This is a genomic window from Mycobacterium sp. NTMscope_Eco_3 (genome assembly GCF_976985685.1).
Window position 1 is genome coordinate 3,898,120 of sequence record NZ_CDRJYZ010000001.1, and the last position, 15,699, is coordinate 3,913,818.

General features: G+C 68.2%; 14 protein-coding genes. 7 read left to right on the top strand and 7 right to left on the bottom strand.

Annotated features, from left to right (window positions below; genetic code table 11):
• Window positions 1–37 precede the first annotated feature (37 nt).
• On the top strand, window positions 38–1,516 hold the full coding sequence (locus AC0KTM_RS17910) for a cytochrome P450 (RefSeq protein ID WP_225326505.1): 1,479 nt from the start codon (window positions 38–40) through the stop codon (window positions 1,514–1,516).
• A gap of 115 nt (window positions 1,517–1,631) precedes the next feature.
• On the opposite strand, the gene AC0KTM_RS17915 is transcribed toward AC0KTM_RS17910, so the two are convergent.
• Window positions 1,632–2,126 carry a 2-isopropylmalate synthase gene (locus AC0KTM_RS17915; protein ID WP_225326504.1) on the bottom strand — a complete coding sequence of 165 codons (495 nt, stop codon included), beginning with the start codon at window positions 2,124–2,126 and terminating at the stop codon, window positions 1,632–1,634.
• Between the two features lie 295 nt (window positions 2,127–2,421).
• Between AC0KTM_RS17915 and AC0KTM_RS17920 the strand changes: the two genes are divergently transcribed.
• Window positions 2,422–2,610 (top strand): hypothetical protein, encoded by a 189-nt coding sequence (locus AC0KTM_RS17920; RefSeq protein WP_225326503.1) that lies wholly within the window; start codon window positions 2,422–2,424, stop codon window positions 2,608–2,610.
• A gap of 369 nt (window positions 2,611–2,979) precedes the next feature.
• Window positions 2,980–3,186 carry a hypothetical protein gene (locus tag AC0KTM_RS17925; protein WP_225326502.1) on the top strand — a complete coding sequence of 69 codons (207 nt, stop codon included), beginning with the start codon at window positions 2,980–2,982 and terminating at the stop codon, window positions 3,184–3,186.
• Between the two features lie 49 nt (window positions 3,187–3,235).
• Here AC0KTM_RS17925 and AC0KTM_RS17930 read toward each other — a convergent pair whose 3' ends face one another.
• The 3 genes from AC0KTM_RS17930 to AC0KTM_RS17940 form a co-directional block, all read right to left on the bottom strand.
• Window positions 3,236–4,228, bottom strand: coding sequence for an anti-sigma factor RsbA family regulatory protein (locus AC0KTM_RS17930; protein WP_472416292.1), 993 nt, complete (start codon window positions 4,226–4,228; stop codon window positions 3,236–3,238).
• A gap of 131 nt (window positions 4,229–4,359) precedes the next feature.
• The gene (locus AC0KTM_RS17935; protein ID WP_472416294.1) at window positions 4,360–5,814 is read right to left on the bottom strand and encodes a FadR/GntR family transcriptional regulator; all 1,455 of its coding nucleotides are present in this window, start codon (window positions 5,812–5,814) and stop codon (window positions 4,360–4,362) included.
• A gap of 22 nt (window positions 5,815–5,836) precedes the next feature.
• A complete protein-coding gene (locus AC0KTM_RS17940) occupies window positions 5,837–7,030 on the bottom strand; it encodes a thiolase family protein (protein ID WP_472416296.1) in 1,194 nt (397 codons plus the stop codon).
• Between the two features lie 62 nt (window positions 7,031–7,092).
• Between AC0KTM_RS17940 and AC0KTM_RS17945 the strand changes: the two genes are divergently transcribed.
• A complete protein-coding gene (locus AC0KTM_RS17945) occupies window positions 7,093–7,428 on the top strand; it encodes a Zn-ribbon domain-containing OB-fold protein (protein WP_238956570.1) in 336 nt (111 codons plus the stop codon).
• 12 nt (window positions 7,429–7,440) lie between these two features.
• On the opposite strand, the gene AC0KTM_RS17950 is transcribed toward AC0KTM_RS17945, so the two are convergent.
• Window positions 7,441–9,618, bottom strand: coding sequence for an acyl-CoA dehydrogenase (locus AC0KTM_RS17950; protein WP_238956571.1), 2,178 nt, complete (start codon window positions 9,616–9,618; stop codon window positions 7,441–7,443).
• Between the two features lie 167 nt (window positions 9,619–9,785).
• Complete coding sequence (locus tag AC0KTM_RS17955) at window positions 9,786–10,553, bottom strand: SDR family NAD(P)-dependent oxidoreductase (RefSeq protein ID WP_225326497.1); 768 nt, start codon at window positions 10,551–10,553, stop codon at window positions 9,786–9,788.
• A 113-nt stretch (window positions 10,554–10,666) separates the two neighbouring features.
• Here AC0KTM_RS17955 and AC0KTM_RS17960 point away from each other — a divergent pair, with 113 nt between their 5' ends.
• The 3 genes from AC0KTM_RS17960 to AC0KTM_RS17970 all read left to right on the top strand — a co-directional run bounded on the left by AC0KTM_RS17960 (window position 10,667) and on the right by AC0KTM_RS17970 (window position 14,479).
• Complete coding sequence (locus AC0KTM_RS17960; RefSeq protein WP_472416298.1) at window positions 10,667–12,196, top strand: ATP-dependent DNA ligase; 1,530 nt, start codon at window positions 10,667–10,669, stop codon at window positions 12,194–12,196.
• Window positions 12,197–12,275: 79 nt separating this feature from the next.
• Window positions 12,276–13,802 (top strand): Hsp70 family protein, encoded by a 1,527-nt coding sequence (locus AC0KTM_RS17965; protein WP_472416300.1) that lies wholly within the window; start codon window positions 12,276–12,278, stop codon window positions 13,800–13,802.
• Between the two features lie 14 nt (window positions 13,803–13,816).
• Window positions 13,817–14,479 carry a nitroreductase family protein gene (locus AC0KTM_RS17970; RefSeq protein ID WP_472417504.1) on the top strand — a complete coding sequence of 221 codons (663 nt, stop codon included), beginning with the start codon at window positions 13,817–13,819 and terminating at the stop codon, window positions 14,477–14,479.
• Between the two features lie 3 nt (window positions 14,480–14,482).
• Here the strand turns inward: AC0KTM_RS17970 and AC0KTM_RS17975 are convergent, their stop codons facing one another.
• Window positions 14,483–15,448: an LLM class F420-dependent oxidoreductase gene (locus tag AC0KTM_RS17975; RefSeq protein ID WP_225326494.1), complete on the bottom strand. Its 966-nt coding sequence runs from the start codon at window positions 15,446–15,448 to the stop codon at window positions 14,483–14,485.
• Between the last annotated feature and the right edge of the window lie 251 nt (window positions 15,449–15,699).

A 15,699-nucleotide genomic window follows, 5' to 3' on the forward strand; every position in this document is an offset into this window, starting at 1 on the left:
ACCGCTGTCACCCCGAGGGCACGCTAAAGGAGCGTCTATGACCGCCACCATCAGCACTCCGCACTACCTGCTGGATCAGGCGCGGCGCCGATTCACCCCGACGCTCAACACCATCCCGGGCATGGGGGCGATCGAGAAGCGTCTGCTCGCCCACGAATGGGACACCAAAGTCCTGGCGGAACCGCCCGCCGGCAGCGACCTCAAGCCCGTGATGGGCGATGCCGGGCTCCCGATCCTCGGCCACATCATCGAACTGTTCCGCGGCGGCCCGGACTATGCGTTGTACCTCTACCGCAACAAGGGTCCGCTGATCTACCTGGACTCGCCGATCATGCCCGCGGTCACGGCGCTGGGGCCCGACGCCACCCAGGCCGTGTTCTCCAACCGCAACAAGGACTTCTCGCAGAAGGGTTGGCACCCGGTGATCGGGCCGTTCTTCAACCGCGGGCTGATGATGCTGGACTTCGACGAGCACATGTACCACCGGCGGATCATGCAGGAGGCGTTCACCCGTAGCCGCCTGACCGGTTACGTCGAGCACATCGACCGCGTCGCGACCGACATCGTCGCCAGCTGGCCGACCAACGATGCGCGATTCCTGTTCCACCCGGCGATGAAGGAACTCACCCTCGACATCGCGTCCTTGGTGTTCATGGGGCACGAGCCGGGGTCCGACCACGACCTCGTCACCAAGGTCAACCAGGCGTTCACCACCACGACCCGGGCCGGTGGGGCGATCATCCGGCAGCCGATCCCGCCGTTCAAGTGGTGGCGCGGTCTGCGCGCCCGCCAGCTGCTCGAGGACTACTTCAATGAGCGCGTCAAGGAGCGCCGCAACGCCACCGGCAACGACATGCTCACGGTGTTGTGCCACACCGAGGACGACGACGGCAACAGCTTCACCGACGAAGACATCGTCAACCACATGATCTTCTTGATGATGGCCGCCCACGACACCTCCACGTCGACGACCACCACGATGGTCTACAACATGGCCGCCAACCCGGAGTGGCAGGAGCGGGCGCGCGAGGAGTCGGCCCGGCTTGGTGACGGGCCACTCGACATCGAGTCGCTGGAGAAGCTGGAAACGCTCGAACTGATCATGAACGAGTCGCTGCGCATGGTGACGCCACTGCCGTTCAACATGCGGATGGCGGTGCGCGACACCGAGCTGCTGGGCCATTACATCCCGGCCGGAACCAACATCACCATCTGGCCCGGCATGAATCACCGGCTGCCCGAATTGTGGACGGAGCCAGACAAATTCGATCCCGAGCGGTTCGCCGAGCCACGCTCGGAGCACAAGAATCACCGCTACGCCTTCGCGCCGTTCGGCGGCGGTGCGCACAAGTGCATCGGCATGGTGTTCGGTCAGCTGGAGGTCAAGACCGTGGTGCACCGGCTGCTGCGCCGCTACCGCGTCGAGCTGGCCCGGCCGGGTTACCAGCCGCGCTGGGACTACGGCGGCATGCCGATTCCGATGGACGGCATGCCGATCGTGCTGCGCCCGCTGTAGAACGTCCTCGACGGCGTGCCACCTTCACCGCCGTCGCGGTAGAGGCCGGGTTTCATTTGCGCTACCACCGGCGCTAGCGCAAATGAAACTCACCTTTTGTTGATAGCGCGCGGCATCAGTCGACCGCGAGCAGCCTGTTGGCGCAGGCGATCACCGCGCGCAGCGCCGACTGCGTCGGATCGTCCGAGAGGCCCATCGCCCACTCGGCGCGGGCACCGTTGCTGCCGCGGATGAAAGTGGCTGTGCCGGTGGGTGATTGCATCTGATGGAACTTCACGATTTCGACGGTGACTCCGCGCTCGTGCAGCATCGCGGTCAGGGCCGCAATCGGGCCGCCGGCGGCGGCGGTTGCCGTGCTGATGCGATCGCCCAGGGCGATCACCGCCCGGAAGTTGCGCGCCTGCGGGCCAGGTCTCGAGGCGTCGGTGCACTCCCATTGGCCTAGCCGCAGGGGTCCGGTGCCGCGTCCGTAGGCCGCGACGAATGCCTCCCAGGGCATGGCATCGGCCTGCTCTCGCAGACCGCGGGGCAACGAGACGCCGAAGCGATTGCCAAACCACGCGGTGGCCCGGTCGAGATGTTGGAGCTGATTCCGCTCGGGAAAAGTCATGGTGCCGGTCTTCTCTAGTCAGCTGGTGCGACCGACGGCAGTAGCTTCCGACCCACAGCGGGGGGTCGGTCCGGTTCAGACCCCGCTGCGGGTGCTAGCTACTACGAAACGCGCGAGAAGACGCATGAGCGACGACAATAGACCCCTTCGCGCCGCTCCTGCAACTCCCATACGACCGTACAAAAAAATATAGAAAATAGATCGGATTTTTTGGTTTACGTGCGTACAACAACGGTTATTGAACACGTGTGGTGCAGACATCGGGCCATGCGCCCCTCACACGAAAGGCACGATCATGAAGGCGGAAGGCACCAAGAAGACCCTCAAAACTGCCGTCGCGGCCGTCGGGCTGGCCGCGGTGTTAGCCGTACCGGGATGCGCGACGACGGTCACCGGCGGCGCCGGAGGCTCGGGCCTCATCGGCGGAGCCGGCGGGTCCGGTGTGGGCGGCATCGGCGGACTCATAGGAAGCCTCGGCCTTTAAGCCTTTTGACAAGCGGCCCCGCTGGGCCGCTGCATTGTCGGCGGCATCCAGCGGTCGCTTGCATTTCGTCCGGATATCCCGGATGACACACTAATTCGCGACCGACTTCGTACTACTCGCACGTCACAACTGCGACGCGAATTAATGGCGTCCAATCGACATATTCTGCCATTAATCGATGGCGGTCGCGGTGTGGCTTCGCCCCCAATGACGTTGTGGCGCTGCGCTATTGACATGATCCCGGGCACGATAGCCGGGACCTTTCTACGAAACAAATTAACTCTTTACGTACGTCTAATAACCGTTATAACATCCGTTCTGCAGCGCGGTGTACGCGCCGTCACACCTCCCGCGAGAAAGGATCCCGTTGTGAACTCAATGAAGACAAAGAAGGCCATTAAAGCCGCCGCGGCGACCGCCGGATTTGTCGTGGTGTTGTTCGCGCCTACCGGGTGCTTGGTGACGGGGACCACCGCCGGGGTCGGCGGCGGCACTACCGGCGGCACGCTCGGCGGCACCCTCGGAGGAACGGTCGGCGGGATCATCGGCGGGATCACCGGGGGCCTCGGCCTGTAACCGATGACGACAAGCGACCCGCTGGATCCCCTTGCCGGCGGGTCGCTTGTTACCCCGCCGGACTGGCCGCCGACTCGAAGCGCAGATACGCCTGAATCGTCGTACCGGTCCTCGTGGTGTGCGTGCGCACCAAATCCGAAATGGCGTTGACCAAGTACAGGCCGCGGCTGGCGGGGCCGCACGGACCCGGGTCGAGGCGGCCCACCAGCGGATCGTCGAGCTGTCCGGTGTCGCGGGCCTCGCACACCAGATATCCGTCGTCTTTCCAGAAGGCCAACCGGCAGGCGCCCCCGGTGTACATCAGGCTATTGGTGGCCAACTCGGTGGCGACCAACTGCAGATCCTCGATGCACTCCTGGGAAAGCCCCATCCACCCCGCATAGTCGACGGCGAACGAGCGGGCGGGCCGAAGATCCGCTGACTTCCTCACCATGTAGGTGACGGCGCCGGGATTCGCGGCCAACGGCTGGTTGCAACGCTGCAGCACTTCGTTCGGCGCGTAGTCCGGGCTGCGATGCAGCGCACCGCTTTTCCACAACAACGGGTGCGTCGCCCGCGCGTCCGCGAGGACCCCGTCGTCGATCACGCTCGCGTCGTAGAGGCACAGACTTGTCGCCGGGTATGCGTCCATCGCCGTGTTGACCAGCGCTTCGTGCTCGATGCAGGCGACGAACTCCTCCTCGGTGCGGCCCGGCCACGCGAGCTGGCTGACGATCCGCACCCGCCGATCCGGGTGCTCGTCGATGAACGCGCCCTCCATCGCCATGAACCGGCTCGGGTTCCGGGCGGCCTCGGTGACGTCGGTCATATACACGTCGGCGGGCAACGCCTCGCCGTCGTACAACTCGCCCTGCAGCAGGGCCAGGGTCTCGGGAGGCACGGCGAGCAGCACCGCCTCGCCTGACGCCAAACCGTCGCCGACGAAGCGGCCCACCAAGTCCAAAAACTCCTGCTGAGAGTGATAAATCAGTGCGGAGTGGACGAAACCGTATTGTCTGGTTTCGGTATCCGCCGTCACTTCAGCGCTCTCGCTTTCGATCACTTGCGCCAACCCCCTGCTGGATCGGCTGTCGCCCATCCCCCCTTCCAGTACCCAAGACGGGCCTTCGCTATGCCGCGCAACAGATCACATTTGCGCGCACACCTGCGGGGGGGCGACATCGGGCGGCGCGATCACAGCCACCAGGAGGCGGCGGCATCGAGGTGACGGCGGAGGCGATAGCAGGCGACGCTCTCGTCGGCGGCCTCCACCGCCTCGACAATGCGCAAGTGAGCGTGGTGCACGGCCAGCACGTCCGACCAGGTGGGCAGCGCCTGCCCGGTGCTCGACCAATGCCGGCGGAACAACTCGACGATGATCCGGAGGAACAGGTCGAGCAGCGCGTTGCCGGCTAGCTGCGCCAACCCGACGTGAAAATTGAACTCCTCCGCGATCGCCCGCCGGACGTCGTCAGGCGTCGGCTGCGCGGCGTCCGGCAGCCGTGACCGATGCGTGGCGAGGAATGCCGCCACCTCGGGCTCGTCGAGCCGCTTGGCGACCTTGGCGACGTTGTCGATCTCGATGGCGTCGCGGACGCCCCGTAGGTCTTCGCGGCTCGGGTCGCGGTACTGCAGGTACAAAGCGATCGTGTCGATGCTGGCCTGGGCAGCGGGTTCGGCGATGACGAGTCCGCCGCCGGGTCCGCGGCGCATGTGGGCGATCGAGTGGTATTCGAGCAGGCGCACCGCCTCGCGGAACACCGCGCGGCTCACCCGGTAGCGCTCCAGCAGGGCCGCCTCGGTGCCGAAGACCGACCCGACGTGCCAGCCGCTGGCGGCGATGTCGTCGCCGATGGTGACGGCCAGCATCTCGGCCAGCTTGCCGCGGGGCACCTCGGAATCGAGACGCCGCCGCCTACGCCCGCGGACCCTGTCGCCGGGATGGTGCCGTTGCAGCCAGCCCGTCACCGCCTCGACGTGTCGCTCGGACAGCGTCTTGGCGCGCGCGGAATCACCGGCCGTGACGGCGGCGACGATCTTGGCGTGGTGGGCGTGCAGGTGGTCGACCGCCTCGATGGCCTCGGTCGCCGAGTCCGTTCGCGACGCCAGGGCATAGCGCGTGGTGAGGCGCATCAGGACGTCGATAAACAGTTGCAGCACCGGGTTTTTCGATTGCTCGGCCAGCGCGATGTGGAACTCGTCGCGCGGCGCCGGTAATCCCGGCTTCCACTTTTCCTCGGCCTGCAACACCGCCCGCAGCCGCGCGATGCCGGCTTCGTCGATGCGCTCGGCGGCGAGCGAGGCCGCCAGCGGCTCGAGCACCAGACGCGCGTTGAGCAGATCGTCCAGCGTCGTGCCCAGGTATTCGAGATAGATGACGACGGCGCGGGTGGCGGGTCCGGCGTCGGGCTCGCAGATGTACAAGCCCCCGTTGGGGCCGCGGCGCATCCGGGCGACCTGGTGGTGCTCGACCAGGCGAATGGCCTCGCGCAGCACCGATCGGCTCACGCCGAAACGCTGTTGCAGGGCGAGTTCGGATCCCAGCGATTCGCCGACGGCCCAGCCGCGGCGGACGATGTCCGCCTCGATGTCCCGGGCGAGGATCGACGCCAGTTTGTCCGCGTGGCCGGCTTTCGGGTCCTCACTCATCTGAGCTCAATCACGCTGTGGCTCAACAGGTCAGCAGCATGCACCCCGCGACGGGCCCACCGCCGACGGAAACCACGCCGACTTCCGGGCGGCGGGCGACCTGCCGCTCCCCCGCATCGCCGCGCAACTGCAGGCACCCTTCGTGCAACGCCCAGTAGCCGTGCATGCGCCCCGCCGAGAGTTGGCCGCCGTAGGTGTTCAACGGCAACTTGCCGTCGCGGGCGATCCGCTCGCCGCCTTCGACGAAGGGTCCGGCCTCGCCGTCCCCACAGACGCCGAGGGCCTCCAGCCATGCCAGCGTGAGATAGGTGAATCCGTCGTACAACTGGGCGACCTCGAGATCGGCCGGCCGCAACTGCGTCCGCGACCACATCTGCGCCGCGGCATCCGACATCGCCATCTTCGGGTAGTCGTCGCGGTGAAACCAGCCACCGGCGCCGTCGGACCCACCGATCGCCTCCACTTTCACCGCGCGGTGCGGACAGTCGGCGGCGTATTCGGCATGGGACACCACCACCGCGATCGACCCGTCGATCGGGACGTCGCAGTCCAGCAGGCCTAGCGGGGTGGATACCAGCCGCGCTCCCAGGTAGTCGGCCATCGTCATCGGGTCGCGGTACACCGCAAGGGGATTCAGCGCGGCGTTGCGCCTGCCGTTGAGGGCTACCCACCCGAGCTGCTCCTTGGTGGTCCCGTACAGCTCCATGTGGCGACGGCAATTGAGCGCCAGCCAGTTGGCGGCCGAATAGGCCTGCGCCGCAACCAGATCGTTGACGTCGTCCATCGCGCCGACGGCGGGCTTCGGCTCGCCTTCGGGTGTCTCGAACATCCGCGCCAAGGGAGGGGCGGGAGCGTTCTTCTCCTGCTTGACCGGGACGGTGCCGCCGAGCATTTGAATCGTCCGGTACACCACCACGTGCCGGGCGCGGCGTTCGGCGACCGCGCGGCAGGCCGACATCACGGGCGACAGCAGTCCGCCGGTGCCGAACCCGGACCCGCAATCCGCTGCCTCGATCCGCAGTTGGGCGTTGACGTCCTCAGCGGGTGTGTCGCCCAGCGTGGCGATGCCGTCGATGTCGGTCGCGGTTAATCCCGCGTCCTCGATGGCCGCGCGCACCGCCTCCATGGTCAGGTCCAGGCCCGGGATGCCGGTGCGGCGGCCGATCCGTGAGATCCCGATGCCGGACAAGATCGCGTCTTTTTCGAAATGCGTCATGTACACCGCCCGTCAGACCACACCGTCGCCGCGTCGAATCAATTGAGTGTACTGTATTCGTCGTGTCAGACGGGGCGCTGCTCATCGAGTACTGCGACGACTGCGCGCGCTGGGTCCATCCGGCGAGCGGCGAATGCCGCGAGTGCGGGGCCTCGTTGGTCGCGCGCGCGGTGTCCGGGCGCGGCACGGTGTTCACCTACACGGTCAACCACCACCCGTACAACCCGGAGATCCCCACCCCCTACGTCATCGCCATCGTGGAGCTGGCCGAACAGAGTGGCCTGCGGGTGGCGGCCAATATCGTTGGCTGCGAACCCGATTCGGTGACCTGCGGGATGCCGGTCGCCCTCCGGGCGGAGCGGAGCGGCGCCGGTGCGCCGCAGTTCGCGCCGGTTTGATATCAGCGCAGGCTAGTTGATCAGCGGGTCGCGCGGCATGCCGAGGATCCGCTCGGCGATCTGATTGCGGGTCACCTCCGAGGTGCCGCCGGCGATCGCCATGCCGCGGGCTCCCATCATGAGCCGGCCGGCCAGGGCGCCGGGCCCGTCGAGCAGTGTGACCTCGGGACCCAGTAGCGCCGCCATGATCGCGGCGCCTTCCACCATGTGCTCGGCCAGCTTCAGCTTGGTGACGTTGCCCTCGGGGCCCGGGCCCGTCCCCTCGACGCTGCGCGCGGCGCGCCGTAGGTTCAGCAGGCGCAGCGCGGTCTCGCCGGCGAGATAGTTCCCGACCCGAACGTGCCCGCCCGCCAACCGATCCGGTCGTTCCTGGGTCAGCTGCACCAGTTGCGCGGCCAGCCCCTCGTAGAACGACCCGCTGCCACCGATGCTGACCCGCTCGTTGCCCAGCGTGGCGCGGGCGACCGTCCAGCCGGAGTTGGGCTCCCCGACAACGTCCTCGTCGGGCACGAACAGGTCATTGAAGAAGACCTCGTTGAAGTCCGAGCCACCGGTGATCTGTCGCAGCGGCCGCACCTCCACCTCGGGCGCTTTCATGTCGACGATCACCGTGGTGATGCCGGCGTGCTTGGGGGCGTCGGGGTCGGTGCGCACGGTGGCCAGGCCGCGCGCGCAGTAGTGCGCACCGCTGGTCCACACCTTCTGGCCGTTGATCTTCCAGCCACCGTCGACCCGAGTGGCGCGCGTCTTGATGGACGCCGCGTCCGAGCCGGCGTCGGGCTCGGAGAACAGCTGGCACCAGATTTCGTCCTTGCGCAGCGCCTTCTCCACGAATCGTTCGATCTGCCAAGGCGTTCCGTGCTGGATGAGGGTCAGGATCACCCAGCCGGTGATTCCGTAGTCGGGCCGCTTGATACCGGCCGCGCGGAACTCCTCCTCGATGACCAGTTGCTCGACGGCGTCGGCCGCGCGTCCCCATGGCTTGGGCCAGTGCGGCATCACGTAGCCGGTCTCGATCAGCTTGTCGCGCTGGGCGTCCTTGTCCAGGGCGGCGATCTCGGCGGCGTCGGCGCGCACGCCGGCGCGGAGCTCTTCGGCTTCGGGCGGCAGGTCGAGGCTGTTTTCGCGGACGGCGCCGGCGGCGGTGCGCTCGAAGACGTCGGCCGCCGGCGCGTCACCACCGAACAGCGCCGTGGTCACGACGGCACGCCGCAGGTGCAGGTGCGCGTCGTGTTCCCAGGTGAAGCCGATGCCGCCGTGCACCTGGATGTTGAGTTCGGCGTTGCGGACGTAAGCCGGGAACGCCAGCGCCGCGGCCGTCGCGGCGATCAGGCGGAACTGCGTTTCGTCCTCCGAGGTGTCCTCGCCGGCCGCGCGGGCGGCGTCCCAGACGGCGGCGATCCCGGACTCCGCACCGACCAGCATGTTGGCGCAGTGATGTTTGACCGCTTGGAATGTGGCGATGGTGCGCCCGAATTGCTGGCGCACCTTGGCGTAGTCGACGGCCGCATCGACGCAGTCGGACGCACCGCCCACCGCCTCGGCGGCCAGCAGGGTTCGCGCCCGGGCCAGCGCCGATTGCCGCGCTCCCGACAAGATGTCGCCGTCGGCCACCCGCACGTCCTGCAGGCGAACCCGCCCGGATCGCCGTGTCGGATCGAAGTTTTCCGGCACCTCGACCGAAACGCCGTCGCGGTCGCGCTCGAGCACGAGCACGTCGTCGCCGGCGGCGATCATCAGCAGCTCGGCGAGCCCGGCTCCCAACACGATTCCGGCCTCACCGGTCGCGACGCCGTTGTCGATCCGCACCTCGCCGCTTAGGCCAACGCCCGCGGTGACCGTTCCGTCGATCAGGCCGGGCAGGAGTCGCGACTTCTGTTCGGCCGCACCGTCTTTGGCGATCACCGCCGACGCGATCACCGTCGGCACGAAGGGCCCGGGCGCTACCGCGCGACCGAGTTCTTCGATCACCACCACCAGTTCGGGCAGCCCGTAGCCGGAGCCGCCGTACTCTTCGTCGACGTGCAGGCCGAGCCAGCCCAATTCGACCAGGTTCTGCCAGAATCCGGGCCGGGGCTCGTCGGTGGCGTCGAGCAGCGACCGCGCCGCCCAGCGCGCCTTCTGCGCGGTCAAGAACCCGCGAGCCACCTCGGCGAGTTCACGATGGTCGTCGGTTAATGCGATACCCATGAGGGCCCTCCTCGCGCCGCATGCCAGCCGGGTGATTGCCCCGCTCCCCCTCGGACCGCTGCGCGGCCCCGCGGAGCTGAAGCTGGGTGCCTGCCCCGCTTCGAGGGGAAGCGGGGCGGCTGGCTAAAGAGTGTACTTAATGCGGGGAGGGCCCCGGCGGGGGGCGTCTACTTGGGCGCGAACCGCTGCCCGGCGTCCAGCCGCAGGCACTGGCCGTTGAGCATCGGGTTGTCCACGATGGCGGCCACCAGCTTGGCGTACTCCTCGGGACGGCCCAGACGCTTCGGGAAGGCCGCGTCCTTGGTCAGCGCCGCCGCGAATTCATCCGGGATGCCCTGGGTCAGGCCCGTCGCGAACAGGCTCGGGGCGATCCCCAGCACCCGGATGCCCACCGAACCCAGGTCACGGGCCATGGTCAGGCACATGCCGGCGATCCCCGCCTTGGCGGCGGTGTAGGCGACCTGCCCGATCTGGCCTTCGAAGGCCGCGATCGACGCGGTGTTGATGATGACGCCGCGCTCCCCGGTGTCGGGGTCTTCGGGCTCGTTCTTCGCCATGTGCGCGGCGGCCAGCCGGCTGATGTTGAAGGTGGCGATGAGGTTGAGGTCGATCACCGACTGGAAGGATTCGAGGTCGTGCGGGCCGGACTTGGTCAGCGTCCGCTTGGCGATACCGCCACCGGCGGTGGTGATCACGACATGCAGCCCGCCGAGCTTGTCGACCGCGGACTGCAGGGTCTCCTCGGTGCCGGTGAAGTCGGTGACGTCGACGGGGTAGAAGGTGCCGCCGATGCCGTCGGCCACCGTCTTACCGTCGGAGCCTTCGCGGTCGAGCACCGCGACATCCGCGCCGCGATCGTGCAGCAGCTCGGCGCTGGCCCGACCCATTCCCGACGCGCCGCCGATGACGACGACCTTCTTCCCTTTGATCTCCATCCGGACCTCCCATTTGTAGGCTTGTCAGAATCCATGCAATCTGTAACGTTACGTAGGCACGCTAGCGTGTCCGCTCCGGACGCTTGTCACCGAGCCATGCCAAGCTGGCAACCGTGCTCCTCCTCGACGTGGCTAAGGCGTCAACCGACGTCGGAAGCACGTCGTCGCGGCTGAGAAAAGTCGCCCATATCGCCGACCTGCTGGCGCGGGCCGCACCCGATGCCGCCCTGGTCGCGATTGTCGTGTCCTGGCTGTCCGGCGAGTTGCGGCAACGCCAGATCGGGGTCGGTTGGGCGGCGTTGCGTTCGCGCCCGCCGCCGGCCGGTAACGCCACGCTGACCGTGTGCGGCGTCGACGCCACCTTCTCCGAGATCGGCGCCGTGTCCGGCAAGGGCGCGCAGGCTCGCCGGGCCGCGCTCCTGGCCGCGTTGTTCGCCGCCGCCACCGAAACCGAGCAGACGTTTCTGCTGCGGCTGCTCGGCGGCGAACTGCGCCAGGGCGCGCTGGCCGGAATCATGGCCGACGCCGTGGCCAAGGCCGCCGGGCTCCCCGCCCCCGCGGTGCAGCGGGCCGCGATGCTGGGCGGCGACCTGCCCGCGGTCGCCGCGGCGGCCCTGTCCGGCGAACCCGCCGCCTTGGAGGCCTTCACCCTGCGGGTCGGCCGGCCGGTCGGCCCCATGCTGGCGCAGACCGCGCCCAGCGTGGCCGAGGCGATCGGACGCCACGGCGGGCGGGCGATTTTCGAAGCCAAGCTGGACGGGGCGCGAGTACAGATTCACCGCGCGGGCGACCAGGTCACCGTCTACACCCGAAGCCTCGACGATGTCACCGCCCGGCTTCCCGAGGTGGTAGAGGCGACGCTGGCGCTGCCGGTGGACGACCTCATCGCCGACGGCGAGGCGATCGCGCTGCGGCCGGACAACCGGCCGCAGCGCTTCCAGGTCACCGCCTCCCGGTTCGGCCGCTCGGTCGATGTCGCCGCGGCCGTTGCCGCGCAACCACTTTCGGTGTTCTTCTTCGACATCCTGCACCGCGACGGCGTTGACCTGCTCGACGCGCCGACCACCGACCGGCTGGCCGCCCTCGACGCGCTGGTGCCGCCCGCGCAGCGGGTCGATCGGCTGCTCACGTCCGACCCCGTGGAGGCGGGCGCCTTCCTGGACGCGACGCTGGCCGCCGGCCACGAAGGCGTGATGGCCAAGGCGCCGGGCGCTCCGTATCAGGCCGGTCGTCGCGGGGCGGGGTGGCTGAAGGTCAAGCCGGTGCACACCCTGGATCTGGTGGTGCTCGCCGTGGAGTGGGGGTCGGGGCGCCGCCGCGGCAAGCTCTCCAATATCCATCTGGGCGCCCGTGACCCGGCCACGGGCGAATTCATCATGGTGGGAAAGACTTTCAAGGGCATGACCGACGCCATGTTGGACTGGCAGACGGCCCGGTTCAGCGAACTGGCGATCGGCGGGACGGACGGCTACGTCGTGCACGTAAGACCCGAGCAGGTGGTCGAGGTGGCCCTGGACGGCGTGCAGAAATCGTCGCGCTACCCCGGTGGGCTGGCGCTGCGGTTCGCCCGCGTGGTGCGGTACCGCGACGACAAGAGCCCCGCCGAGGCCGACACCATCGACGCCGTGCGCGCGCTGTACTAGACGGGAGCTTCTACAGGCGCTGGACGCGCCGAACGAAAAGGTCGTGCCCAAGCCCGCGGCGCGGTTCTAAACTTGCGCGATGAGAGTCGGCATCGACTTTGGCACCACCCACACCGTCGTCGCGGCCGTCGACCGAGGCAACTATCCCGTCGTCTCCTTCGATGGCGTGGACGCGTGGCCGTCGATCATCGCGGCCAATGCCGACGGCGAGTTGCGCTACGGCGCCGACGCCGCCGCCGTTCGGCACGATCCGGGGTGGTCGGTGCTGCGCTCGTTCAAGCGTCTGCTCAACGACGCCGGCCCGCAGACCGAGGTCAGCCTGGCCGGCCGCGACTACCGCCTCGCCGATCTGCTCACCGGCTTCCTGGCCCAGCTCAAAACCGACCTGCAGCGGCACTCCAACGCCACCCTGTCCACCGGCGAACCGATCGAAGCCGCGATCAGCGTGCCGGCCAACGCCTCGAGCGCCCAGCGCCTCCTCACCCTGGATGCCTACGTCGCCGCGGGCTTCCGCGTCGTCGCCCTGCTCAACGAGCCGTCCGCGGCCAGCCTGGAATACGCCCATCGGTACCGCTCCACCATCACCGCCAAACGCGAACACGTCCTCATCTACGACCTCGGCGGCGGCACGTTCGACGCCTCGCTGCTCAAGATGACCGGGCACGCGAACGAGGTCGTCATCAGCGAGGGCATCCAGCGCCTGGGCGGTGACGACTTCGACGAGGCGATCGTCGAGCTGGTGCTGGCCGGCGCCGGCCTGCCCAGCATCGACGCCGCCACACGCGACCTGCTCGCCGAGGAATGCGCCACCCGCAAGGAGGCGGTCGGGCCGCAGACGCGACGCTTCCTGGTGGACCTCTCCCCCGTCGATCGTCCCCCGTTCTCCTGCCCCATCGACGACGTCTACACGGTGTGTGCGCCGCTGGTCGATCAGACGATGGAGCTGCTCGACCGGGTCCTGCGTGACCCGGCCGGCGGCCGCAAGGACGTGGACCTCTCGGAGGTGGCGGGCATCTACGTCGTCGGGGGCGCGGGCGGTTTCCCGCTGGTGTCGCGGATGCTGCGCAACACTTTCGGCGAGAAGCGGGTCAAGCGCTCCCCGCACCCCTTCGCCGCCACGGCCATCGGCCTTGCCGTCTTCCTCGACAAGGAATCGGGTTTCGCGCTCTCCGAACGCTTTTCGAGAAACTTCGGCGTCTTCCGGGAGGCCGAAGCCGGCGCCGGGGTCGTCTTCGACCCGATCGTGTCCAAGGACGTCTCGCTCCCGGACGACGGCCGATCCCCGCTGGTGGTGAAGCGCAGATATCGCGCGGCGCACAACATCGGGCACTTCCGGTTCGTGGAATGCAGCCGCCTGGTCAACGGGCGGCCCGACGGCGACGTCACGCCGTATGACCCGGTGCTGTTTCCGTTCGACCCGGCCCTGCGCGACCGGGACGACCTTGGGCGTCAGCCGGTCGGCCGCTGGTCGGAGGGGCGGGACGGCCCCGACGTCGAGGAGCGCTACGTCATCGCCCCCAGCGGGGCGGTGGAAGTGACGCTGACGACGCACCCGGCCGGGTTCGAGCGCACCTTCCGCCTGGAGCGGTGCGCGTCGGCGAGTTGATGAGCCACCCCGGCATGCACCTGTACGACGTGATGCGAACGACGTTCGCCGCAAGGGAATTCACCGACGATCCGCTGCCCGACGAGGTGCTGGAGCGCATCTTCGACAACGCCCGCTTCGCTCCCAGCGGCGGCAACCGGCAGGGCGCCCACGTCACCGTGGTCCGCGACGCAGCGGTGCGGCGCCGGCTGGCCGAACTCGGGATGCCCGCCGCACGCCGTTACTTCGCGCAGCTGCAGGCGGGGGAAAACCCCTGGAACTCAATCCATCCCAGCAGGGTGCCGCAAGACGTCATCGACGAGACGCAGATCCCCGACACGTTCGTCGCGCCGATCGCGAAAGCGCCTGTAGTCCTGGTGGTTTCGGTGGATCTGTCCGTCGTCGCCGCCCTCGATCAAGGCCTGGACCGCGTGGGCATCGCCGGCGGGGCCTCGGTTTATCCCCTGATTTGGAACATCTTGCTCGCCGCGCGCAGCGAGGGCTACGGCGGCACCATCACGACGATGGCCATCGCGGCCGAAGACGACGTCCGCGGGCTGCTGGGGATCCCCGATCAACACGCGGTCGCGGCGGTGGTGCCGCTCGGCAAACCGGTGCGGCAGCTGAGGAAGCTGCGGCGCCGGCCGGTCGCGGAGTTCATCACCCGTGATCGATTCGACGGCCCGCCGTTCGGCTGAGGTTTAGCCGGTTTCGCCGCGCAGCTCGGGCAACACGGCTTGCTGCCATGCCGCGAAGAACCCGTCCATGTCGGGGCCGATCTGCTGCACGTAGATCTCGTCGATGTCGGCGTCGATGTACTGGCGCACCTGCGCGATGTGCTTCTCGGGATCCGGGCCGCAGGCGACGCTCTCGGCGACCGTCTCCGGTGGCACCAGCGACATGAGGGCGGCAAAATCCTTGGGCCGCGGCAGGATCTGGGAGGTCTGGCCGGGCAACCCCTCATTGCCCCACAACCGATGCGCCGTCTTCAGCGCGGCATCGGGGTCATGATCCCAGCAGACCTTGGTGCCCGCCTGCACCGGCTTGTCGCCGCCGCCGGCCTCCCGGAATTGCTTGACCAGCTCGCCGTCGGGCATGGCGATGCTGTACCCGTCGCCGATGCGCGCGGCCAGCTCCACGGCCTGGGGCCCGAACGCGGAGACGTAGATCGGTACCGGCTGCTCGGGCCTCGTATAGACCCGCGCTTCCTGCACCTCGTAATGCTTTCCGTGGTGACTCACCTCGCCACCCTGGTGCAGCTTGCGGATGACGTCGACCGCCTCCTCCAGCATCTCGAGGCGCACACCGGCGGACGGCCATGGATCGCCCAGAATGTGCTCGTTGAGGGCCTCACCGCTGCCCACTCCCAGCACGAAGCGCCCTTCGAGTTGCACCGCCGCGGTCGCCGACGCCTGCGCAATGATCGCCGGGTGGATCCGCACGGTCGGGCAGGTGACGGCGGTGCTGACGGGAAGCGACGTCGCCTCCGACAGGGCACCGATCACTCCCCACACGAACGGGCTTTGGCCCTGCTCGTCGTTCCAGGGGTGATAGTGGTCAGAGATCCACAGCGCGTCGAAGCCGGCGTCCTCGGCACGCTTGGCCTGGTCGATGAGCTCCTTGGGGCCGAATTGCTCGCAGCTGAGAAAGTATCCGATCGTGGTCATGGCGCCCGGCTACCCGCTAAACGCCCGCTTATGCACGCCGATGCGTCGCGTCGCGAATAGCGCCGCGGCCCAAGGGCTTTACGCTCGCGGCGGCGCTGGCGCAACATCCGCCTCTTGGTCACGCCCCGCCACGACAGTGCCGATTGCCCGCGCCCTCGCGAAAATAGCTTCGCCAATTCGGAGAAGGTGGTTCTCCACACCCGAGAGACGAATTACGATCGCTGGTGACCTGAGCCGACCCACGACGATCG